This is a genomic window from Micromonospora antibiotica, assembly GCF_017599305.1.
Taxonomy (GTDB): domain Bacteria; phylum Actinomycetota; class Actinomycetes; order Mycobacteriales; family Micromonosporaceae; genus Micromonospora; species Micromonospora antibiotica.
The window spans coordinates 54,522-78,828 of record NZ_JAGFWR010000015.1; the positions used below are offsets into that span (position 1 = coordinate 54,522).

A 24,307-nucleotide genomic window follows, 5' to 3' on the forward strand; every position below is an offset into this window, starting at 1 on the left:
GTGGATCAAGAGGATCGGATCGCGCTGTTTCTCGACTACGAGAACCTGGCGCTGGGCGCGCGGGACCACCATGGCGGGCGGGCCTTCGACTTCCGCCCGATCGCCGACGCCCTGGCGGAGCGGGGTCGGGTGGTGGTGCGGCGGGCGTACGCCGACTGGTCGTACTTCGACGAGGACCGCCGGATGCTCACCCGCTCGCACGTCGAGCTGATCGAGATCCCCCAGCGGATGGGTGCGTCCCGCAAGAACGCCGCCGACATCAAGATGGCGGTCGACGCGGTGGAGCTGGCCTTCGAGCGCGGCTACATCTCCACCTTCGTGATCTGCACGGGGGACAGTGACTTCACCCCGCTGGTGCACAAACTGCGCGAACTCAACAAGCGGGTCATCGGGGTCGGGGTGGAGAAGTCCACCTCGGCGCTGCTCCCGCCGGCCTGCGACGAGTTCCTCTACTACGACCGGCTGGAGGGCGTCGACGTCCTGCCCGTCCGGGCCCGGCGGGGTCGGCCGGCCCGCGCGGCGGAGCCGCAGCAGGTCGAGGCGGTGGAGCAGGAGCAGGCCGAGGCGGATCGTCCACCGGCCGCCGAGGAGCCGGTACGCGACGCGGACGCGCTCGCCGTGCTGGTCGCGCAGACCGTGGCCGGCCTCCAGGGCAGCTCCGACGGCGAGGTGACCGCCTCCCGGCTCAAGCGCACCCTGCTGCGCAAGGACCCGACCTTCAGCGAGTCCGACTACGGGTTCCGCACCTTCGGCGAGCTGCTGCGTCACCTCGCCGGGCACAACGTCGTCGAGTTGGCGGAAGGGCCGGCCAAGGGGGATCCCGAGGTGTCCCTGCCCGAGCACGGCGACCAGGAGTTGGCCTTCGCGCTGCTGCGCGGCGTGGTGGCGGAGCTGGCCGGGTCCGGCGGCCCGGTGGCGTTGTCCGGACTCAAGAACCAGCTCCGCCGGGCCCGCCCCGAGTTCAGTGAGAAGAAGCTCGGCTACCGCAGCTTCCTCCAGTTCTGCAAGGCCGCCGCCACCGCGAACGAGGTCGCCCTGGCCTGGAGCGCGGAGGCCGACGACTACCTGCTCACCCCCCGGCAGGGGTGACCGGGCCGGCTCCGTGAGGGACCTCGACGAATTCGTGACTCACGTCCTGAGGCCGATTTGCTATACGGTCGAAAAATGATGGTCGAGGAGCACTGGTGGAACGGTGACCCGAGCCCGCGCGGGCGGCGGGACGTGTACATCCGTACCGACGGGGAGGCCTGGGAGGTCCAGGCGCAGATCGGCGGGGCGTCGGGTCGCTCCCGCGTGCAGCAGTGCCCGAGCCGGGCGGCGGCGGTAATCCTCGCCGACGCCTGGCGCGGCAGCAACCCCTCCTGGCGCGGGCTGCATCACTGATCGGCCGGGCCGGTCGGCGGGCGGTCCGCACCGCGTCCCGCCCGCATCCGGCCCCCGGTGGAGTTTCCCGGGCCCGGTCGAAAGTCATCCGCGCCCGGCTGAGGGCCCCTTCGGGTCGGCCCCCCGACGTTCCCACCGCGCGGAAACGCTGATTACTGAGAGTGAAATTCTCGTTACGAAGGTGCCCTGAGCTGCCCGTGGTCACCCGAGTTAATTGGCAACATTCTTGACAGAAGCGCGGCATATCGACATCCTTCGTAGAGAGCGCTCTCCCCCGGTGCGCGCAACCCACCCGCCCCCGATGTCGTCCCCGAGGAGCCTCCCGTGCTCGCAACCCGACCCCTCACCCGCGCGGCGGTCGCCCTGGTCACCCTTGCCGCCGCCCTCGTCCTGCCGGCCCAGGCCGAGCCCGCCTCGGCCGCCATCGGCGGCATCAGCTGGCAGGACGAGTTCAACGCCGCCGCCGGCACCCCCGTCGACCAGAACAGATGGCGCTTCGACATCGGCGGCGGTGGCTGGGGCAACAACGAGCGGCAGTACTACACCAACAGCACCAGCAACGCCGTCCACGACGGACAGGGCAACCTGGTGATCACCGCCCGCAAGGAGAACCCGGCCAACTACCAGTGCCACTATGGCCGGTGCGAGTACACCTCGGCCCGGCTGCTCACCGCCGCCACCTTCAACCAGGCGTACGGCCGGTTCGAGGCCCGCATCAAGATCCCGCGCGGGCAGGGCATCTGGCCGGCGTTCTGGATGCTCGGCAACGACATGGGCAGCGCCGGCTGGCCCGCCGCCGGTGAGATCGACATCATGGAGAACATCGGCCGGGAGCCGAACACCGTCTACGGCACCGTGCACGGCCCCGGCTACTCCGGCGGAGGTGGCATCACCGGCAGCCGTACCATCGGCCAGCCCCTCGCCGACACCTTCCACACCTACCGGGTGGACTGGGAGCCGAACCTCATCGTCTGGTACCTCGACGGCGTCGAGTACCACCGCGTCGACCCGTCCCGGCTCGGCGGCAACCGCTGGGTCTACGACCACCCGTTCTTCATGATCCTCAACGTGGCGGTGGGCGGCAACTGGCCCGGCTACCCCGACGGCTCCACCCAGTTCCCCCAGCAGATGCTCGTGGACTACGTGCGGGTCTCCAGCTACGTCCCCGGCGGCGGCAACCCGCAGCCCGGCACCACCCGGCTGCGGGGCGCGCAGAGCGGCCGGTGCGTCGACATCCCGAGCGCCAACCCGGTCGACGGCGCGAAACTCCAGATCTGGGACTGCAACACCACCGCCGCGCAGGCCTGGACCTTCGCCACCGACGGCACCGTACGCGCGATGGGCAAGTGCATGGACCCCGCCTGGGCCGGCACCGCCAACGGCACCGAGGTCAACCTGGTCACCTGCAACGGCAACCCGGCCCAACGGTTCACCCTCAACGGCGCCGGGGACCTGGTCAACCTCAGCGCCAACCGGTGCGTCGACGTCCGCGACCAGAACCCCAACAACGGCGGCAAACTGCACCTGTGGGACTGCCTCGGCGTGAGCAGCCAGAAATGGTCCCGCTTCTGACCGGCGGCTACCGCAGGTGGTCCCGTCCGAAAGGCGTCGCCTGGTGACCGAGCGGACGGGAATTCCTCACGGCGTGCCCACCGGGGGTCCGGCACGCCGCCCACTGCGGCGGGTACTTGTCCCGCATGGGGTGGCCACCGCGGGAGCGGGCACGGCCTGAGATGACGGATGGCCCCCTCAGCGCACGCTGGGGGGCCATCTGCCGCGTCCCGGGTCAGTGCCGTCCGGCGTGCCTGACGAATGACTTCCAGTGCTGCGGGTCGAAGGTCAGGACCGGCCCCGACAGGTCCTTGCTGTCGCGGACGGCAACCAGACCGGGCATGACGGCCACCTCGACGCAGTCGGTGTTTCCGCTGCGGCTTGCCTTGCGCCACTGGGCGTTGCTCAGGTCCATGACGTCACTGCCTCCTTCAGGAGTTCCATCGACTGGCGGCGGGGCAGGGCATCGTTGCGGACCGACTCCCACCTCGCCAAGAGGCTAGCCAGGTCACCCTCGCTGTCGATCGTCGTGCCGGCGAGTTGGCTCTCCAGGGTGCCGACCCAGCCACCGTCCAGGCCCCTGGCCAGTGCAAACGGCCCGGACATGCCCACATGGACGCCGATCAGGCGCGGAATGACGTGCACACTGATCTGGGGGCGTTCCGTCATGGCCACCAAGTGGTCGATCTGACGGCTCATCAGGCCCCGGTAGCCCTCGTCGGTGCGGTGCAGTATGGCCTCGTCGATGACAGCGATGAGCTGGGGTGGGTCCGGCTGGTCGAGAACTGCCTGGCGGTCCATCCGGGCTGCCACCTTCCTCTCGACCTCGTCGTCGCTGAGCAGGTCATCACAGCGGATCACCGCGCGGGCGTAGTTCTCCGTCTGGAGCAGCGCGGGAACGAGACCAGGATGGAAACACCGAAGCTGCCGGGCGGCGCGTTCGGCTTCGAGCCACGGTCGAAACCAGCTGGGCTGGCCTTCCTTCTCCATGATCCGAAGCAGGGAGACCAGGAGGCCGCCGGAGTTGAGCACCTCGTCGGCCCGGGAGAGGAACTGCCGGTCGAATGGGCGAGTGCCCGTTTCCACGCTGGACACCATCGACGCCGAATAGTGCACCTGCCTGCCGAAGTCCTCCTGGTTGAGTCCGGCGGCGAGACGCATCCGGCGCAGTTGGGCCCGAATCAGACCGGCGGTCGGTTCCTCCACAGTCCCTCCACAATTCTCACGCGAGATCCACTCGGAATCGCCGCACGGGCGGACGGCTGCGAAGCTGCGGCACGACCGGTCGTTTTGCCTTCCGACAGTAGCGGTCTGCTCAACAAACTGTCATTCATGGCGGGCTCGCTGGTGGCCGGAAGGCGGTAGCGAGTCCTGCCCGGGGCCGCTCCTCTTCCTGAGTGGAGCGGCCCTCTCCAGTCGTGAAGGAGGTCGACGTCGTGGTGGTCCGGCCACCTGTTCCGCACGTTGCCATGCGCCCGGTGTGGCGGTGCCGCAGTTGCGGCAGTGCTTGGCCCTGCCAGCCGGCCAAGCTCTCCCTGCTGCTGGAGTACCGGGACAACCGCACCGGCCTGCTCGTGTACCTCGGTGCCCTGATGATCGAGGCAACGAACCAGCTCACTCAACTCCATCCGGATCATCCGCCGACCCGGATGACCGAGCGCTTCCTGTCCTGGGCGAGAGCCCGAGGTTGAGCCCCTCCACCCGTACCCGGCGCGCCGGCGGGCCGCCGGAGCGGTTCCGGGTCACCCCAGTCGCCGCCGGGGTGACCCGGAGAGTGGCTGCCCACGGTCGAGGTCGGAGCGTCGCGGGCTAGGGGGCGCTCTGGGGGCGGTAGGGGGTTAGTGGTGCGCCGGGCCGCCGTAGGGTCATCGCGAACAACCAACAATCCCCGAAGAAGCTCTCTGTTTCGACAATTGCCGCCGCGCTGACCCGTGAGTCGATATTGACCCGGGTCTGCCCGGCTGGGGCTAGTGGCGGGAGACGTAGATGGAGAACGAGGAGAAGCTTCTCGGGTACCTGAAGCGGGCCACCACGGATCTGCGTGAGGCCCGTCGGCAGTTGCGTCAGGCCGAGCGCCGGGAGTACGACCCGATCGCGATCGTCGGCATGAGCTGCCGCTTCCCGGGTGGCGTGGATGGCCCGGCCGCGTTGTGGCGGCTCCTGGCCGACGGGACCGACGCGGTCTCCGACTTTCCCGACGACCGGGGCTGGAACGTCGAGGACATCTACGATCCCGACGATTCCAAGGCCGGTAAGACGTACGCGAAGACCGGCGGTTTCCTTTCCGACGCCGCCCTTTTCGATCCGGAGTTCTTCGGCATTTCCCCGCGTGAGGCGATCGCCATGGACCCGCAGCAGCGGCTGCTGCTGGAGGCGTCCTGGGAGGCGTTCGAATCGGCCGGTATCGCCCCCGCCTCGGTGCGCGGCAGCCGTACCGGAGTGTTCGCCGGGCTGATGTACCACGACTATTCCAGCCGGCTGCCGGTGGTGCCCGCCGAGCTGGAGGGTTTCATCGGTAACGGCAACACCGGCAGCATCTTCTCCGGCCGGGTCGCCTACGTGCTGGGCCTCGAAGGCCCGGCGATCACCGTCGACACCGCCTGCTCCTCGTCACTGGTCGCGCTGCACCTGGCGATCCAGTCGCTGCGCCGCGAGGAGTGCACGCTGGCGTTGGCCGGCGGCGTGACGGTGATGGCCACGCCTGAGACGTTCGTCGACTTCAGCCGCCAGCGGGGCCTGGCCGCCGACGGCCGGTGCAAGCCGTTCGCCGCCGCCGCCGACGGCACCGGCTGGGCCGAGGGCGTCGGGGTGCTGCTGGTCGAGCGGCTCAGCGACGCCCAACGCCACGGGCACCGGGTGCTGGCCGTGGTCCGCGGCACCGCGGTCAACCAGGACGGTGCCAGCAGCGGCCTCACCGCCCCCAACGGTCCGTCGCAGCGCCGGGTCATCGCCGACGCGCTGGCCAACGCCCGGCTCACCGCCGACCAGGTGGACGCCGTCGAGGCGCACGGCACCGGCACCCGGCTCGGTGACCCGATCGAGGCGCAGGCGATCCTCGCCACCTACGGCCAGGACCGGGAGCAGCCGCTCTGGCTGGGCTCGGTGAAGTCGAACCTGGGCCACACCCAGGCCGCCGCCGGGGTCGCCGGGGTGATCAAGATGGTGTTGGCGATGCGGTACGGCGTACTGCCCCGCACCCTGCACGTCGACCGGCCCACCCCGCACGTCGACTGGACGGCCGGCGACGTACGGCTGCTCACCGACGCCGTCGAGTGGCCGGACACCGGGCGACCCCGACGGGCGGCCGTGTCGTCGTTCGGCCTCAGTGGCACCAACGCCCACGTGGTGCTGGAACAGGCACCCCCGGTCGAGCCCACCGACCCGGCCGAACCCCCCGCCCCGCCCGCGGCCACCGGCTCGGCCGTGCCCGTCGCCACCGAGCCGCCGGTGCTGCTCTGGCCACTGTCCGGGCGGTCGACGGACGCACTGGCCGCGCAGGCCCACCGGTTGCGCGGCTTCCTCACCGACGAACGCCCGGTGGACGTCGGGTTCACCCTCGGTGCCGGCCGGTCCGCGCTGGAGTGCCGTGGCGTGGCCATCGGCGCGGACATGGCCGAACTGGTGTCGGGTCTCGACGCCCTCGCCGCCGGCACCGGCCTGACCGGTCGGGCCGATCACGGCCGCACCGCCGTCCTGTTCACCGGTCAGGGTGCGCAGCGGGTGGGGATGGGTCGCGAGTTGGCGGACGCCTTCCCGGTGTTCGCGGCTGCGTTGGACGAGGTGTGTGCGGCGTTCGGGCCGTTGCTGGGTGGTGATCTGCGGGAGGTGATGTTCACCGATCCGGGTGGTGTGTTGGATCAGACGGGGTGGACGCAGCCGGCGTTGTTCGCGGTTGAGGTGGCGTTGTTCCGTTTGGCGGAGTCGTGGGGGTTGAAGCCGGACTTCGTGGCGGGTCACTCGATCGGTGAACTTGCCGCCGCGCATGTCGCGGGGGTGTGGTCGCTGGCGGACGCGTGTCGGGTGGTGGCCGCGCGTGGTGGTCTGATGCAGGCTCTGCCGTCGGGCGGGGCGATGTTGGCGATCGCCGCGCCGTTGGCGGAGTTGGATCTCGGTGACATCGACGTCGCGGCGGTGAACGGTCCTCGTGCGGTGGTCGTGTCCGGCACGGAGGAGCAGGTCGCGGCGTTGGAGGCGTCGCTTGAGGTGAAGACGCGTCGGCTGCGGGTGTCGCATGCGTTCCACTCGCACCTGATGGACCCGATGCTGGCCGACTACGGGCAGGTCCTCCGCGGAGTGACCGCCAATCCGGCGGCGATCCCGCTGGTGTCGACCGCGACCGGCGACCTCGCCACCGACGACGAACTCGGCTCGGTCGGGTACTGGCAGGGTCAGGTGCGGGGGACCGTCCGGTTCGCCGACGCAGTCACCGCGCTCGCCGCCCGGGGTGTCACTCGGTTCGTGGAGATCGGGCCGGACAGTGTGCTCACCGCGATGGTCGCCGACTGCGTCGAAGACGCCACCGCCATCGCGCTCCAGCGCCGTCGACGCACTCAGGCCGGTCCGGCACAGCAGCCCGACGACAGCGCGCAACGGCACGACGACGGCCAGGTGCCGGCGTACGCGGCCGGAATGGCGCAGGCATGGGCCAGTGGGATCGAGCTGGACTGGTCGGCCGTCGACCCGGGTGGCCGACAGATCGACCTGCCCACCTACGCGTTCCGACACCAGCGCTACTGGCTCGACGCGCCACCCGGGGCCGGCGACACCACCGGCCTCGGCCAGTTCCCCGCCGACCACCCGATGCTCGGTGCCGTCGTCGACCTGCCCGACACCGGTGGCGTGGTGCTCACCGGCCGGCTCGCCCGCACCGCCCAGCCGTGGCTCGCCGACCACGCGGTCTTCGACACCGTCCTCGTCCCCGGCACCGGGCTGGTCGAACTCGCCCTGCGCGCCGGTGACCAGGTCGGCTGCCCGGTCCTCGACGAGTTGACCATCAACGCCCCGCTGGTGCTGCCCACCGACGGCGGCCTGGCCCTGCGGGTCACCGTCGACGCCGCCGACGACAGCGGCACTCGTACCCTCGGCATCTGGAGCCGGCCCGACGACGCGACCGACTGGACCCGGCACGCCGAAGGGGTCCTGGTCCGGCAGGCCGGGGCCGACCCGGCCGCCGCCGACCTCACCGAATGGCCGCCCGCCGGTGCCGAACCCGTCGACCTCGACGGCCTCTACGACCGGCTGCGTGACCACGGCTACGGCTACGGGCCGGTGTTCCAGGGGCTGCGCGCGGTGTGGCGGCGCGGCGACGGCGACGCCGCCGAGGTGTGGGCCGAGGCGGCGCTGCCCGAGGTGGCCGCCGCCGACGCGCCCCGGTTCCTGCTGCACCCGGCGCTGCTCGACGCGGCCCTGCACGCCAACCTGGTCGACGAGGGCGCGGGCGACACCCCACTGCCGTTCTCCTGGCGCGGCGTCACCCTGCACGCCGCGCACGCCGCCGCCCTGCGCATCCGTATCTCCCCGGCCACCGGCGACAAACTGGCCGTCACCGTCGCCGACGGGCACGGCAACCCGGTCGCCACCATCGACCAGGTGGTGGCCCGGCCGGTCGCCGCCGACGCGCTCGGCGCCGCCGCCCGCAGCCGGCACCGCCACCTCTACGAGGTGACCTGGCAGCCCGTCCCCACCCCGGCCGCCGCCACCGACGACTGGACCGCCCTCGACATCGACGCGGAACTGCCCGAACCCGCGCCCCACACCGTCGTGGTCACCCTGGACCCGCCCGGCACCCCGCCGGCCGCCGTGCACGAGGCCACCGAACGCCTGCTGGGGCTGCTGCACCGCTGGCTCACCCACCCGGGGTACGCGCACAGCACGCTGGCCCTGCTCACCCGGGACGCGGTCGGGGCCGGTGACACCCCGGTCGACCCCGCCGCAGCGGCCCTGTGGGGGCTGGTCCGGGCCGCCGAAGCCGAACACCCCGGCCGGTTCGTGCTGGTCGACACCGACGCACCCGGCACCACCCACCTCGCGGCGGCCCTGGCCACCGGTGAACCCGAGGTGGCCGTCCGGGACGGGCAACTGCTGGTGCCCCGGCTGGCCCGGCTGCCCGTCGACACCACCGCCGACAGCCCGTGGCCCGTCGACGGCACCGTCCTGATCACCGGTGGCCTCGGCGGGTTGGGCAGCCTCGTCGCCCGGCACCTGGTCACCCGGCACGGCGTACGCCGGCTGCTGCTGACCGGGCGCAGCGGCGCGGCCACGCCCGGCGCGGCGGAACTGGTCGCGGACCTCACCGCCGCCGGTGCCGACGTGACGGTCGCCGCCTGCGACGTCGCCGACCGGGACGCGGTCGCCGCCCTGCTCGCCGGGCATCCGCTCGGCGCGGTCGTGCACGCCGCCGGCACCGCCGAGAACGCCCTGGTCGACGCGCTCACCCCCGCACAACTGCACCGGGTGCTGCGGCCCAAGGTGGACGCCGCCTGGCACCTGCACGACCTCACCCGCGACCACGACCTGACCGCCTTCGTGCTGTTCTCCTCGTCGGCCGGCTGGGTGGCCGGGGCCGGGCAGGGCAACTACGCCGCCGCGAACCTCTTCCTCGACGCGCTCGCCCAACGCCGCCGCGCCGACGGACTGCCCGCGACCTCGCTGGCCTTCGGCCTGTGGGCCACCGGCACCGGGATGGGCGGTCACCTCGACGACGCCGACCTGCACCGGATGCGCCGGCTCGGGATGCCCGCGATGACCACCGACGAGGGACTGGAGCTGTTCGACGCGGCCGTCGCCGCCGGCCGGGCCACCGCCGTACCGGTGCGGGTCGACCTGGACGCGCTGCGGCGGCGCACCGACGCGCTGCCGGCCGTGCTGCGCGGCCTGGTCCGCACCCCGGCCCGGCCCACCGCCGGTGCCGCGCCGGCCGGCGGCCCCCCGCTGGCGCAGCGGCTCGCCGGACTCTCCGACACCGACCGGGAGACCCTGCTGCTCGACCTGGTCCGCACGCACGCCGCCGCCGTGCTGGGTTTCCCCGGCCCGGCGTCGGTGGAACCCGGGCGGGCGTTCAAGGACCTCGGTTTCGACTCCCTCGCCGCCGTCGAGTTCCGCAACGTGCTCAGCACCGTCACCGGGCTGCGGCTGCCCGCCACCCTCGTCTTCGACCACCCCGAGCCCACCGCCCTGGCCCGCGCGCTCAAGGCCGAACTGGTGGTGCCCGACGCCGACCCGGCCGGTGCGGTCCTCGCCGACCTCGACCGGCTGGAGAAGGCCCTGGCCGAGGTGCCCGGCGACGAGCACGCCCGGCTGACCGCCCGGCTGGAGGCGGTGCTGCGCGGCTGGCAGGACCGGGCCGGCCGCCCCGACGACGACACCCCGCACGACTACGAGTCCGCCACCGACGAGGAACTGTTCGACGTGCTGGAGAACGAGCTCGGCATCTCCTGACGGCAGTCTCGACGAACCTCCGGCGCGGGAAAGATTGGTGTGAACGATGGCGAACGACGACAAGCTCCGGACCTTCCTCAAGCGCGCCACCGCCGAACTGCAACAGGCCAACCGGCGGCTGCGTGAGGTGGAGAGCCGGGACCAGGAGCCGATCGCGATCGTCGGCATGGGCTGCCGCTACCCCGGTGGGGTCCGGTCGCCGGAGGACCTGTGGCGGCTCGTCGCCGACGGCACCGACGCCATCTCCGGCTTCCCCACCGACCGGGGCTGGGACGTCGACGGCGTCTACGACCCGGAGCCCGGCAAACCCGGCAGGAGCTACACCCGGCACGGCGGTTTCCTCTACGACGCCGCCGACTTCGACCCGGGCTTCTTCGGGATGAGCCCGCGGGAGGCGGTGGAGACGGACCCGCAGCAGCGGTTGCTGCTGGAGGCGGCCTGGGAGGCGTTCGAGTACGGCGGGATCGACCCGACCGCCATGAAGGGCAGCGCCACCGGCGTCTTCGTCGGCGTAATGCACCACGACTACGTCGACAGCACCACCTCCGGCAGCCTCGTCTCCGGTCGGGTCGCCTACAACCTGGGCCTGGAGGGGCCGGCGATCACCGTCGACACCGCCTGCTCGTCGTCGTCGGTGGCCGTACACCTGGCCTGCCAGTCGCTGCGCAAGGAGGAATGCGGGCTGGCCCTGGCCGGTGGGGTCGCGGTGATGGCCACCCCACAGCTGTTCGTCGAGTTCAGCAGGCAACGCGCACTGTCCCCGGACGGCCGCTGCCGCTCCTTCGGCGACGGTGCGGACGGCGCGGCCTGGGCCGAGGGCGTCGGGGTGCTGGTGCTGGAGCGGTTGTCCGACGCGCAGCGCAACGGGCACCGCGTCTACGGGTTGATCCGGGGTTCGGCGGTGAACCAGGATGGTGCGTCGAACGGGTTGACCGCGCCGAACGGGCCGGCCCAGCAGCGGGTGATCCGGGCGGCGCTGGCCAACGCCCGGCTCTCCGTCGCCGACGTGGACGTGGTCGAGGCGCACGGCACCGGTACCACCCTCGGTGACCCGATCGAGGCGCAGGCGGTACTGGCCACCTACGGCCGGGACCGGGAGCGGTCGCTCTACCTCGGCTCGATCAAGTCGAACATCGGGCACGCCCAGGCCGCCGCCGGGGTCGCCGGGGTGATCAAGATGGTGATGGCGATGCGGCACGGCACCCTGCCGCGCACCCTGCACGCCGAGACGCCGTCCCGGCAGGTCGACTGGGACGCCGGTGACGTGCGGCTGCTCACCGAACAGGTCGACTGGCCGGCGGTGGACCGGCCCCGCCGCGCCGGGGTGTCGTCGTTCGGGATCAGCGGTACCAACGTGCACCTCATCGTCGAGCAGGCACCCCCCGTGGAGGCCGTCGCGGCGGGACCGACGCCACCGGTCACCCTCTGGCCGGTGTCGGGACGCTCCCCCGAGGGGCTGACCCGCCAGGCCGCCCGGATCGCGGAGTTCGCCGCCGGCACCGATGCGCGTCCGGTGGACGTCGGGTTCTCGCTCGGCGCGGGCCGGGCCGGGTTGGAGTTCCGGGGGGTGGCGGTCGGCCGGGAGGGGGCCGAGCTGTCCGCCGGCCTCGACGCCCTGGTCGCCGGCACCGGCCTGTCGGGTCGGGTGACCGGCGGTCGTACGGCGGTGTTGTTCACCGGTCAGGGCGCGCAGCGGGTGGGGATGGGTCGCGAGCTGGCGGCGGCGTTCCCGGTGTTCGCTGCTGCCCTGGATGAGGTGTGTGCGGCGTTCGGGCCGTTGCTGGGTGGTGATCTGCGGGAGGTGATGTTCACCGATCCGGATGGTGTGTTGGATCAGACGGGGTGGACGCAGCCGGCGTTGTTTGCGGTTGAGGTGGCGTTGTTCCGTCTGGCGGAGTCGTGGGGGTTGAAGCCTGATTTTGTGGCGGGTCACTCGATCGGTGAGTTGGCCGCCGCGCATGTCGCGGGGGTGTGGTCGCTGGAGGATGCCTGCCGTGTCGTCGCGGCCCGTGGTGGTCTGATGCAGGCCCTTCCGGCCGGTGGGGCGATGTTGGCGATCGCTGCGCCGTTGGCGGAGTTGGATCTCGGTGACATCGACGTGGCGGCGGTGAACGGCCCCCGTGCGGTGGTTGTCTCCGGCACGGAGGAGCAGGTCGCGGCGTTGGAGGCGTCGCTTGGGGTGAAGACGCGTCGGTTGCGGGTGTCGCATGCGTTCCATTCGCATCTGATGGACCCGATGCTGGCCGACTACGGGCAGGTCCTCCGTGGAGTGACCGCCAATCCGGCGGCGATCCCGTTGGTATCGACCGCGACCGGTGACCTCGCCACCGACGACGAACTCGGCTCGGTCGGGTACTGGCAGGGTCAGGTGCGGGGCACGGTCCGGTTCGCGGACGCGGTGGCCGCGCTGGCCGCCCGTGGGGTGACCCGGTTCGTGGAGATCGGGCCGGACAGTGTGCTCACCGCGATGGTCGCCGACTGCGTCGACGACGCGGTCACCATCGCGCTCCAGCGCCGGGACCGGGACCAGGTCACCGGTTACGCCACCGGGATGGCGCAGGCGTGGACCACCGGCGTCGACCTCGACTGGGCGGCCGTCAACCCGGGCGGTCGGCAGGTCGACCTGCCCAGCTACGCCTTCGCCCGGCAGCGGTACTGGCTGGCCGCCCCCACCGCCGCCCCGGCCACCGTCACCGACGACTGGCGGTACCGGGTCGTCTGGCGGGGCACCGACCTGCCCGCCGGGCCGGAACTCACCGGCGACTGGTGGCTCGTCACCCCGGACCCGCTCACCGACGACCCCCGGGTCACCGCCATCGCCGACGCGCTCGCCACCCGGGGCGCCACCGTCACCAAGCTCACCGGCACCGACCTGCTTACCGGCACCGACGCGCTCGCCGGCCGGGGCACCCCGAGCGGGATCGTCTCGCTGCTCGGCCTCGACGACACCCCGGACCCGTACGACGCCGGGCTGTCCGCCGGGGTCACCGGCACCGTACGCCTGGTGCAGGCCCTCGCCGCCGCCGACATCACCGGTCGGCTGTGGTGCCTGACCACCGGCGGGGTCGCCGTCGACCGGTACGAGGACCTGCCGCACGCCGCACAGGCCGGCCTCTGGGGTCTCGGCACGGTGCTCTCCCTCGACTACCCCGGCTGGTGGGGTGGCCTGGTCGACCTGCCCGCCGACTGGACGCCCGACACCCTCACCCGGCTCGTCGACGTGCTCGCCGACGGCAGCGAGGACCAGGTCGCCCTGCGTACCGCCGGGGTGCTGGCCCGGCGGATGGTGCGCTGGCCCGTCGCCGGCAGCCCCGACCGGCGCTACACGCCCACCGGCACCGTGCTCGTCACCGGCGGCACCGGCGGCATCGGCGCGCACCTCACCGAATGGCTCCTCGACCAGGGCGCCGAGCGGGTGGTGCTGGCCAGCCGGCGGGGCCCCGCCGCCCCCGGCGCCGCCGACCTGGCCGCCCGCCTGCCCGGCGTCCAGGTCGTCGCCTGCGACGTGGCCGACCGGGACGCGGTCGCCACGCTGCTCGACGGGATCGGCGACGACCTGACCGCCGTCTTCCACGCCGCCGGGGTGCTCTACGACCCGGCACCCCTCGGCGAGACCGACCTCGACGACTTCGCCGCCGTGTGCCGGGCCAAGGTCCTCGGCGCGACCCACCTCGACGCCCTGCTCGGCGACCGGCCGCTCGACGCGTTCGTGCTGTTCGCCTCCGGCGCGGCCGTCTGGGGCAGCGCCGGGCAGGCCGCCTACGGCACCGGCAACGCCTGGCTCGACGCGTTGGCCCACCAGCGCCGCCGCCGGGGCCTGACCGCCACCTCGGTGGCCTGGGGCACCTGGGGTGGCGGCGGGATGGTCGACGACGAGGCCACCGGGCAACTCCTGCGGCAGGGCACCCCGCCGATGGAGCCGCGCCTCGCCCTCGGGGCGTTGCGGCAGGTCCTCGACCACGACGAGAGCCACCTCGTGGTCACCGACATCGACTGGGCCCGGTTCACCCCGATCTACACCCTGGCCCGGCCCCGGCCGCTGCTCGCCGCGCTCCCCGAGGCCCAGCAGACCCCGGCCGCCGCCGCCCCGACCGCGCCCACCGACACCTCCGTGCTGGCCGGGCTGCCCGACGCCGAGCGGCTGCCGTACCTGCTGGACACCGTCCGCGCCCAGGTCGCCACCGTCCTCGGGTACGACGCGGCGACCACCGTGGACGTCCAGCGGCCGTTCCGGGAACTCGGGTTCGACTCGCTGACCGCGGTGGAGCTGCGCAACGCCCTCGGCGCGGCCGTCGGGCTGCGCCTGCCGGCCACCATGGTCTACGACCACCCGACCCCCGCCGTGCTGGCCCGCCACCTGTACGACGAACTCGTCGGCACCGCCGCCCCGACCCCCGTCGCGTCCGGCGTCGGCGGGTCCGACCCCGACGAGCCGATCGCCATCATCGGGATGAGCTGCCGCTACCCCGGCGGCGTCCGGTCCCCGGAGGACCTGTGGCGGCTCGTCGACAGCGGCACCGACGCGATCAGCGCGTTCCCCGTCGACCGGGGCTGGGACTCCGACGCCCTCTTCGACGCCGACCCGGACCAGCCGGGCACCAGCTACGTCCGCTCCGGCGGTTTCGTCTACGAGGCGGGCGCGTTCGACGCCGAGTTCTTCGGCATCTCGCCCCGCGAGGCGATCGCCATGGACCCGCAGCAGCGGCTGATGCTGGAGGTCACCTGGGAGGCGGTCGAGCGGGCCGGGCTGGACCCGGAGGCGTTGCGTGGCAGCCCCGTCGGGGTGTTCGTCGGCTCCGGCGCCCAGGACTACGGTGACCTGCTCGGTCTCGCCCCCGCCGAGTCGGAGGCGTACCTGAGCACCGGCAGTTCCGCGTCGGTGATCTCCGGCCGGGTGTCGTACGCGTTCGGGTTCGAAGGGCCGTCGATGACCATCGACACGGCGTGTTCCTCGTCGCTCGTCGCACTGCACCTCGCCAGCCAGGCGCTGCGGGCCGGGGAGTGCGCGACCGCCGTCGCCGGTGGGGTGCTGGTGATGTCGAACCCCACCCCGTTCGTGGCGTTCAGCCGGCAACGGGGGCTCGCCCCGGACGGCCGGTGCAAGTCGTTCTCCGACGACGCCGACGGCACCGGCTGGGCCGAGGGCGTCGGGGTGCTGATGCTGGAGCGGCTCTCCGACGCGCAGCGCAACGGGCACCGCGTCTACGGGTTGATCCGGGGTTCGGCGGTGAACCAGGACGGTGCGTCGAACGGGTTGACCGCGCCGAACGGGCCGGCCCAGCAGCGGGTGATCCGGGCGGCGCTGGCCAACGCCCGGATCACCCCCGACGCGGTCGACGCGGTCGAGGCGCACGGCACCGGCACCACCCTCGGTGACCCGATCGAGGCGCAGGCGCTGCTCGCCACCTACGGTCGGGACCGGGACCGCCCCCTGTGGCTCGGCTCGATCAAGTCCAACATGGGTCACGCCCAGGCCGCCGCCGGCATGGCCGGTGTGATCAAGATGGTGATGGCGATGCGGCACGGCACCCTGCCGCGCACCCTGCACGCCGAGACGCCGTCCCGGCAGGTCGACTGGGCGGCCGGTGACGTACGGCTGCTCACCGAACCGGTCGACTGGCCGGCCGGGGACCGCCCCCGCCGGGCGGGGGTGTCGTCGTTCGGGATCAGCGGCACCAACGCCCACGTGATCGTGGAGGAGGCCCCGCCGGCCGAGCCCACCGCACCGGCCGCGACCCCCGAGCCGCCGGTGGCGCTCTGGCCGCTGTCCGCCCGGTCCGCCGGTGCGCTGGCCGAGCAGGCCGCCCGCCTGCGGGACTTCCGCACCGAGGAACGGCCGGTCGACGTGGGGCACTCGTTGTCCGCCGGTCGGGCGGCCCTGGATCACCGGGCCGTCGCCGTCGGCGGTACGGCCGCCGAGCTGGCCGCCTCCCTGGAGGCCCTGACCTCAGGCAGCGGCCTGTCGGGTCGGGTGACCGGCGGTCGTACGGCGGTCCTCTTCACCGGTCAGGGTGCGCAGCGGGTGGGGATGGGTCGTGAGCTGGCGGCAGCTTTCCCGGTGTTCGCTGCTGCGTTGGATGAGGTGTGTGCCGCCTTCGGGCCGTTGCTCGACGGTGATCTGCGGGAGGTGATGTTCACCGACCCGGATGGTGTGTTGGATCAGACGGGGTGGACGCAGCCGGCGTTGTTCGCGGTTGAGGTGGCGTTGTTCCGTCTGGCGGAGTCGTGGGGTCTCAAGCCGGATTTCGTGGCCGGGCATTCGATCGGTGAGTTGGCTGCCGCGCATGTCGCGGGGGTGTGGTCGCTGGCGGATGCGTGTCGGGTGGTGGCGGCTCGGGGTGGTCTGATGCAGGCCCTTCCGGCGGGTGGGGCGATGCTGGCGATCGCCGCGCCGCTGGCGGAGTTGGATCTCGGTGACATCGACGTCGCGGCGGTGAACGGACCTCGTGCGGTGGTCGTGTCGGGGACCGAGGAGCAGATTGCGGCGTTGGAGGCGTCGCTTGAGGTGAAGACGCGTCGGTTGCGGGTGTCGCATGCGTTCCATTCGCATCTGATGGACCCGATGCTCGCGGAGTACGGGCAGGTCGTCGACGGGGTCACCGCCAGTCCGGCAAACGTTCCGCTGGTGTCTACTGCGACCGGTGACCTGGCTACCGACGACGACCTGGGTTCGGCGGCCTACTGGCAGGGTCAGGTGCGGGGGACCGTGCGGTTCGCTGACGCGGTGGCCGCGCTGGCGGCCCGTGGGGTGACCCGGTTCGTGGAGATCGGGCCGGACAGTGTGCTCACCGCGATGGTGGCCGACAGCGTCGACGACGCGGTGACCATCGCGTTGCAGCGCCGGGACCGGGACCAGGTGACCGGGTACGCGGCCGGGATGGCGCAGGCGTGGACCACCGGCGTCGACCTCGACTGGGCGGCCGTCAACCCGGGTGGTCGGCAGGTGGAACTGCCCACCTACGCCTTCCAGCACCAGCGGTACTGGATCGAGCCCGACACCACCGCCGGCACCGGCACCGACGAGGCCGACGGCGGGTTCTGGGACGCCGTCGACCGGGGCGACACCGATCTGCTCGCCGACGGTCTCGGCGTCACCCCCGGTGTCGTCACCGAGGTGCTCCCCGGCCTCGCCGCCTGGCGCGACCGGCAACGGGACGCGGCCACCGTGGACGACTGGCGCTACCGGGTGGTGTGGCGCTCCACCGAGCTTCCCGACGGCGGCGAACTCACCGGCACCTGGTGGCTCGTCGTACCGGCCGCGTCGACCGGTGACGGGAGGGTGACCGCCCTCGCCGCCGGACTGGCCGACCGGGGCGCCGACGTCGTCACCGTCACCGGCACCGAGCTGCCCGCCGGGGACACCCCCGCCGGGGTGCTGTCCCTGCTCGCCCTCGACGACACCCCCGACCCCACCGACGCCGGGCTCTCCGTCGGCGTCACCGACACCGTCGCGCTGATCCAGGCCCTCACCGCCACCGACTTCGCCGGCCGGATCTGGTGCCTCACCGCAGGCGGCATCGCCGTCGACCGGTTCGAGGACCTGCCGCACCCCGCGCAGGGCGCGCTCTGGGGCCTCGGCACCGTACTGTCCCTGGAGTACCCGCACTCCTGGGGTGGCCTGGTCGATTTGCCCACCGACTGGACCGACGAGCACGTCGCGCGGCTCGCCGACGTCCTCGCCGCCGGTGCGGAGGACCAGGTGGCCGTCCGTACCGCCGGGGTGCTGGCCCGACGGCTGGTCCGCTGGCCTGCCGCCGGCAACGCCGAACGCCGCTACACGCCCACCGGCACCGTGCTGGTCACCGGCGGCACCGGTGGCATCGGCGCGCACCTCACCGGATGGCTGCTCGACCAGGGTGCCGACCGGGTGGTGCTGGCCAGCCGGCGCGGCCCGGACGCCCCCGGCGCGGCCGAGCTGATGGCCCGGCATCCGGGTGTCGAGGTCGTCGCCCTCGACGTGGCGGACCGGGACGCGGTCGCCGCGCTCCTGGCCGACCTCGGTGACGGGCTGACCGCCGTGTTCCACGCCGCCGGGGTGCTGCACCAGGAGAGGTCGCTGCCGGAGACCAGCGTGGCGGAGTTCGCCGACGTGTGCCGGGCGAAGGTGCTCGGCGCGGTGCACCTCGACGAGCTGCTGGCCGACCGGCCGTTGGACGCGTTCGTGCTGTTCTCCTCGGGTGCGGCGGTGTGGGGCAGCGCCGGGCAGGCCGGGTACGCGACGGCCAACGCGTACCTCGATGCGCTGGCGCACCGGCGGCGGACCCGGGGTGCGGTCGCCACCTCGGTCGCCTGGGGCAGCTGGGCCGGCGGCGGGATGGCCGACGGGGAGGCCACCGCGCACCTGCGCCGGCAGGGCACCCCGCCGATGGAACCCCGGCTCGCCGTCCGGGCGCTGCGGGAGGCCCTCGACCACGACGAGAACCACCTCGTCGTCGCCAACATCGACTGGACCCGGTTCACCCCGGTCTACACCCTGGCCCGGCCCCGGCCGCTGCTGGCCGCGCTGCCCGACGCCCAACCCGAGGCCGAACCGGCCGCCCCGGTCGCCGCGACCGCCGACCTCGCCGGCCGGCTCGCCGCGATGCCGTCACCGGACCGCCTGGACACCGTCCTGGCGCTGGTCCGCGACCAGGTCGCCGCCGTCCTCGGGTACGCCTCCGGCGCGGACGTCGACCCGGAGCGGGCGTTCAAGGAGGCCGGGTTCGACTCGCTGACCGCCGTGGAGCTGCGCAACCGCCTCACCACCGAGACGGCGCTGCGGCTGCCCGCCACGCTGGTCTTCGACTACCCGACCCCGACCGAGCTGGCCCAGCAACTGCTCACCGAGCTGGTGCCCGCCGACGCCGGGGGCGTCACCCTGCTCGACGACCTCGACCGGCTCCAGGCGGCGCTGTCCACCCTGGACGCCGACGCGGTCGCCGCGCTCGACGAGAGCACCCGGGCCGGGGTGGGGGAGCGGCTGCGCACCATGCTCGCCGCGTGGACCGCCGGTCAACGCCCGGCCGAGGTCGCCAGCGTCACCGAGGATCTCGACACCGCCTCCGACGACGACCTCTTCGACTTCATCGACAGCAAGTTCGGCACCTCATGATCCGTCCGCTCCGTCGGCGCCGTCCGGGAATGGGTTCCTGATGTCCAACGAACAGAAGCTTCGTGACTACCTGCGGCGGGTCACGGCCGACCTGCACGAGACCAGCGAGCGGCTCCGCGACATCGAGGAGCGCGCCGCCGAACCGATCGCCATCGTCGGCATGGGCTGCCGCTACCCCGGTGGCGTCGACTCGCCCGAGGCCCTGTGGGACCTCGTCGCGGCCGGCACCGACGCGATCTCCGGCATGCCCACCGACCGGGGCTGGGACCTCGACCGGCTCTACGACCCTGACCCGGACCACCCCGGCACCAGCTACACCCGCGACGGCGGATTCCTCTATGGGGCCGCCGACTTCGACCCGACCTTCTTCGGCATCTCGCCCCGCGAGGCCGCCGAGATGGACCCGCAGCAGCGGCTGTTCCTGGAGACGTCCTGGGAGGCGTTGGAACGGGCCGGCATCGACCCGCTGTCGCTCAAGGGCAGCCCCACCGCCGTGTTCACCGGCGTCGTCTACCACGACTACCCGAACAGTTGGGGCGCCGGCAGCATCGTGTCCGGCCGGCTGTCGTACACCCTCGGGCTGGAGGGGCCGGCGGTCACCGTCGACACCGGCTGCTCGTCGTCGCTGGTCGCCCTGCACTGGGCCTGCCAGTCGCTGCGCTCCGGGGAGTCGTCGCTCGCCGTCGCCGGTGGGGTCACCGTGATCGGCACCCCCGACGCGTTCGTCGAGTTCTCCCGGCAGCGGGCGCTGTCCTTCGACGGCCGGTGCAAGTCGTTCGCCGCCGCCGCCGACGGCACCGGCTGGGCCGAGGGCGCCGGGTCGCTGGTGCTGGAACGGCTCTCCGACGCCCGCCGCAACGGGCACCCGGTGCTCGCCGTCATCCGGGGCTCCGCGATCAACCAGGACGGTGCGTCCAACGGCCTCACCGCCCCCAACGGTCCCTCCCAGCGTCGGGTCATCCGGGCCGCGCTGGCCAACGCCCGGCTCGCCGGTCAGGAGATCGACGCGGTCGAGGCGCATGGCACCGGCACCCGGCTCGGCGACCCGATCGAGGCACAGGCGCTGTTCGCCACGTACGGCCGGGACCGGCCCGCCGACCGGCCACTGTGGCTCGGCTCGCTGAAGTCCAACATCGGCCACTCGCAGGCCGCCGCCGGTGTCGGCGGGGTGATCAAAATGGTGCAGGCGATGCGGCACGGGGTGCTGCCCCGCACCCTGCACGTCGATGAGCCCAGCGGTGAGATCGACTGGTCGTCCGGGACCGTCAAGCTGCTCACCGAGCCGGTGGAGTGGCCGCAGACCGGCCACGCCCGCCGCTGCGCGGTCTCCTCGTTCGGCATCAGCGGCACCAACGCCCACGTCGTGCTCGAAGAGGTGGCCCCGGCCGAGGAGGACGAGCAGCCCACCACCCCGGCGGTGCTGCCGTGGGTGCTGTCCGGGCATACCGACCGGGCGCTGCGGGCCCAGGCGCGGCGGCTGCTGTCGCACCTGGACGCCGTACCGGCCGACCCGGCTGCCGTGGGGCGGACGCTGGCCGGTCGGGCCCGGCTCGACCACCGGGCCGTGGTGCTCGGCGGTGACCTGCCGCAGCTGCGGACCGCGCTCGGCGCGGTCGTCGACGGGTTGCCCGCCGCGACCGCGGTCACCGGCACCGCCGACGCCGCCGGTCGGGTCGTGTTCGTCTTCCCCGGCCAGGGCGCCCAGTGGGTCGGCATGGCCGCCGCGCTGCTGGACTCCTCGCCGGTCTTCGCCGAACAGATGGGCCGCTGCGCCGCCGAGCTGCGCGCGTACGTCGACTGGGACCTGCTGGACGTGGTCCGGGGGGTGCCCGGCGCACCTTCCCTGGAGTGGGTGGACGTGGTCCAGCCCGCCCTGTGGGCGATGATGGTCTCCCTCGCCGCCACCTGGCGCAGCTACGGCGTCGAACCCGACGCGGTGGTCGGCCACTCGCAGGGTGAGATCGCCGCCGCCTGCGTGGCCGGCGGACTCTCCCTGGCCGACGGGGCGCGGGTGGTGGCCCTGCGCAGCCGGGCCATCGGCGAGAAGCTGGCCGGCCGGGGCGGCATGGTCTCGGTCGGGCTGCCCGCCGACCGGGCGCAGGAGCGGATCGCCCGGTGGGCGGGCGACATCTCCCTCGCCGTGGTCAACGGCGCGGGTTCGGTGGTGGTCTCCGGCACCCCGGAGGCGCTGCGGGAACTCATCGCCGAGCTCACCGGGGAGGGGATCCGGGCCAAGCAGGTCGCCGTCGACTACGCCTCGCACTCCGCGCAGGTGGAGCTGCTGGAACACCGGCTGCTGGAGGACCTGGCCCCGATCAACCCGAAGACCGGGACGATCCGGATGCTCTCCACCGTCACCGGCGACTGGGTGGACACCGCCACCCTCGACGCCCGCTACTGGTATGACAACCTCCGCAACACGGTTCGGTTCGACCCGGCGATCCGCTCTCTCGCCGGGCAGGGCTGGACCGGGTTCGTGGAGGTCAGCCCGCACCCGGTGCTCGGCATGGGGATGCAGGAGACGCTGGAGTCGGCGGACCGCCCGACGGTGGTCACCGGCACCCTGCGTCGCGACGACGGCGGCCTGGACCGGCTGCTCACCTCCCTGGCCGAGCTGCACGTGCGTGGCGTCGACGTGGACTGGGCCGTCGCCCTGCCCGGCACCCGCCGGGTGGACCTGCCCACCTACGCCTTCCAGCACGAGCGTTACTGGATCGCGCCGACCGTCACCGCCCCGACCGGCGGCGGCACCGACGCCGGGTTCTGGGACGCGGTGGAACGCGCCGACGTCGACCTGCTCGCCGACGGCCTCGGCGTCGACACCGCACTCGTCGGGGAGGTGCTGCCCGGCCTGACGTCGTGGCGGTCCCGGCAGCGCGACGTCGCCACCGTGGACGGCTGGCGGTACCGGGTGGTGTGGCGGCCGACCGAGGTGCCCACCGGCGGGCAGCTCAGCGGCGTGTGGTGGGTGGTCGCCCCGGCGACGCTGGCCGACGACGAGCGGCTGCGTACGCTCGCCGACGGTCTGACCGCCCGGGGCGCCGAGGTGGTCACCGTCACCGGCACCGACCACGCCGGTCGGGAGGCCCCCGCCGGGGTGCTCTCCCTGCTCGCCCTGGACGACGGCCCCGACCCGCTGGGCGTCGGCCTGTCCGCCGGGATCACCGCCACCGTGTCGCTGGTGCACGCGCTGGCCGCGTCCGACTTCAGCGGCCGGCTCTGGTGCGTCACCGCCGGTGGGGTCGGGGTGGACCGGTTCGAGCCGGTCGCCGACCCGGCCCAGGGCGCCCTGTGGGGCCTGGGCACGGTGCTCTCCCTCGACTACCCCGGCTGGTGGGGCGGCCTGGTCGACCTGCCCGCCGGGTGGACGCCGCAGACCGTCGACCGGCTCGCCGACGTGCTGACCGGCGGCGGCGAGGACCAGGTGGCGTTGCGGGCGGCCGGCACGCTGGCCCGCCGGATGATCCGCCACCCGGCGACCCGGGCGCCCGAACGGCGCTACACGCCCACCGGCACCGTCCTGGTCACCGGCGGCACCGGCGGGGTCGGCGGGCACGTCACCGAATGGCTGGTCGGCAACGGCGCGCAGCGGGTGGTGCTGGCCAGCCGGCGCGGCCCGACCGCCCCCGGCGCGGCCGAGCTGATGGCCCGGCACCCGGGTGTCGAGGTCGTCGCCCTCGACGTGGCGGACCGGGACGCGGTCGCCGCGCTCCTGGCCGACCTCGGTGACGGGCTGACCGCCGTGTTCCACGCCGCCGGGGTGCTGCACCCCGAGGTGCCGTTGGGGCAGACCGGCCTCGACGACTTCGCCGACGTGTGCCGGGCGAAGGTGCTCGGCGCGGTGCACCTCGACGCGTTGCTGGCCGACCGGCCGCTGGACGCGTTCGTGCTGTTCTCCTCCGGTGCGGCGGTGTGGGGCAGCGCCGGTCAGGCCGGGTACGCCACGGCCAACGCGTACCTCGATGCGCTGGCGCACCGGCGGCGGACCCGGGGTGCGGTCGCCACCTCGGTCGCCTGGGGCAGCTGGGGCGGCGGCGGTGGCATGGCCGGCGGCGAGGTCGGGGCACACCTCGACCGGCTCGGCGTCGGCGTGATGGACCCCCGGCTCGCCGTCGACGCGCTCGGGCAGGCACTCGACCACGACGAGAGCCACCTCGTCGTCGCCGACGTCGACTGGGCCCGGTTCGCCCCCATCTACACCCTGGCCCGGCCCCGGCCGCTGCTGGCCGAACTCCCCGACGCCGCCCCCGAGGCCGCCGAGACCACCGAAACGGGGGCGTCTTCGGCGCTCGCCGACCGGCTCGGCACCCTGCCCGAGGCCGAGCAGCGCGCCCTGCTGCTGGAGACCGTCCGCAGCAACGTGGCCGCCGTCCTCGGCTACGGCGACGCCGAACTGGTCGAGCCGCAGCGCGCGTTCAAGGAACTCGGCATGGACTCGGTGACCGCCGTCGAGCTGCGCAACCGGCTCAGCGCCGCCACCGGCGTACGGCTCTCCGCCACCCTGGTGTTCGACCACCCCAACCCGACCGCCCTGGCCGACCAGCTCCGGGCCGAACTCGGCTACACCGGTGACACCGCCGGCGGCCTGCTCGCCGAGCTGGACCGGCTGGAGGTCACCGTGGCCGGCCTGACGCCGGAGGAGATCGAACGCAACCGGGTCACCGCCCGGCTCCAGTCGCTGCTGGCGAAACTCAACGAAACCCTCAGCACCACCACCGGCACCACCCTCGTCGACCGGCTCGAAACGGCCTCCGCCGACGACGTGTTCGACCTGATCGACAAGGAACTCGGCATGACCTGAGCCGCCACCGCGCTCCCGGAGCAACGTGTCCCGCTGGCAACGAG

At 73.3% G+C, this 24,307-nt stretch carries 9 protein-coding genes; 7 read left to right on the plus strand and 2 right to left on the minus strand.

Going from position 1 to position 24,307, the window contains the following annotated elements; all coding sequences use genetic code 11:
* From JQN83_RS22445 to JQN83_RS22455, 3 genes are all read left to right on the plus strand, one after another.
* Window positions 1-1,089, plus strand: coding sequence for an NYN domain-containing protein (locus tag JQN83_RS22445; RefSeq protein ID WP_208569123.1), 1,089 nt, complete (start codon window positions 1-3; stop codon window positions 1,087-1,089).
* Between the two features lie 75 nt (window positions 1,090-1,164).
* Window positions 1,165-1,383 carry a hypothetical protein gene (locus tag JQN83_RS22450; RefSeq protein WP_091251726.1) on the plus strand — a complete coding sequence of 73 codons (219 nt, stop codon included), beginning with the start codon at window positions 1,165-1,167 and terminating at the stop codon, window positions 1,381-1,383.
* Window positions 1,384-1,707: 324 nt separating this feature from the next.
* Window positions 1,708-2,955, plus strand: coding sequence for a glycoside hydrolase family 16 protein (locus JQN83_RS22455; RefSeq protein ID WP_307799570.1), 1,248 nt, complete (start codon window positions 1,708-1,710; stop codon window positions 2,953-2,955).
* A gap of 214 nt (window positions 2,956-3,169) precedes the next feature.
* On the opposite strand, the gene JQN83_RS22460 is transcribed toward JQN83_RS22455, so the two are convergent.
* Window positions 3,170-3,349, minus strand: coding sequence for a DUF397 domain-containing protein (locus tag JQN83_RS22460; RefSeq protein ID WP_208569124.1), 180 nt, complete (start codon window positions 3,347-3,349; stop codon window positions 3,170-3,172).
* Window positions 3,340-4,140 carry a helix-turn-helix domain-containing protein gene (locus tag JQN83_RS22465; RefSeq protein WP_307799573.1) on the minus strand — a complete coding sequence of 267 codons (801 nt, stop codon included), beginning with the start codon at window positions 4,138-4,140 and terminating at the stop codon, window positions 3,340-3,342. The genes JQN83_RS22460 and JQN83_RS22465 overlap by 10 nt, the downstream gene beginning before the upstream one ends.
* A gap of 212 nt (window positions 4,141-4,352) precedes the next feature.
* Between JQN83_RS22465 and JQN83_RS22470 the strand changes: the two genes are divergently transcribed.
* The 4 genes from JQN83_RS22470 to JQN83_RS22485 all read left to right on the plus strand — a co-directional run bounded on the left by JQN83_RS22470 (window position 4,353) and on the right by JQN83_RS22485 (window position 24,263).
* Window positions 4,353-4,625, plus strand: coding sequence for a flavin reductase (locus JQN83_RS22470; protein ID WP_307799575.1), 273 nt, complete (start codon window positions 4,353-4,355; stop codon window positions 4,623-4,625).
* 295 nt (window positions 4,626-4,920) lie between these two features.
* A complete protein-coding gene (locus tag JQN83_RS22475; protein WP_208569125.1) occupies window positions 4,921-10,371 on the plus strand; it encodes a type I polyketide synthase in 5,451 nt (1,816 codons plus the stop codon).
* Between the two features lie 46 nt (window positions 10,372-10,417).
* Window positions 10,418-19,462, plus strand: a complete 9,045-nt coding sequence (locus tag JQN83_RS22480; RefSeq protein WP_208569126.1) for a type I polyketide synthase — start codon at window positions 10,418-10,420, stop codon at window positions 19,460-19,462.
* 40 nt (window positions 19,463-19,502) lie between these two features.
* Window positions 19,503-24,263 carry a type I polyketide synthase gene (locus tag JQN83_RS22485; protein WP_208569127.1) on the plus strand — a complete coding sequence of 1,587 codons (4,761 nt, stop codon included), beginning with the start codon at window positions 19,503-19,505 and terminating at the stop codon, window positions 24,261-24,263.
* Window positions 24,264-24,307 lie beyond the last annotated feature (44 nt).

What these genes read in the sequence shown, in the direction of transcription:
- JQN83_RS22450 (WP_091251726.1), top strand. Translation starts at nt 1,165, where the DNA reads ATGATGGTCGAGGAGCACTGGTGGAACGGTGACCCGAGCCCGCGCGGG.
- JQN83_RS22460 (WP_208569124.1), bottom strand. Translation starts at nt 3,349, where the DNA reads ATGGACCTGAGCAACGCCCAGTGGCGCAAGGCAAGCCGCAGCGGAAAC.
- JQN83_RS22475 (WP_208569125.1), top strand. Translation starts at nt 4,921, where the DNA reads ATGGAGAACGAGGAGAAGCTTCTCGGGTACCTGAAGCGGGCCACCACG.
- JQN83_RS22480 (WP_208569126.1), top strand. Translation starts at nt 10,418, where the DNA reads ATGGCGAACGACGACAAGCTCCGGACCTTCCTCAAGCGCGCCACCGCC.
- JQN83_RS22485 (WP_208569127.1), top strand. Translation starts at nt 19,503, where the DNA reads ATGTCCAACGAACAGAAGCTTCGTGACTACCTGCGGCGGGTCACGGCC.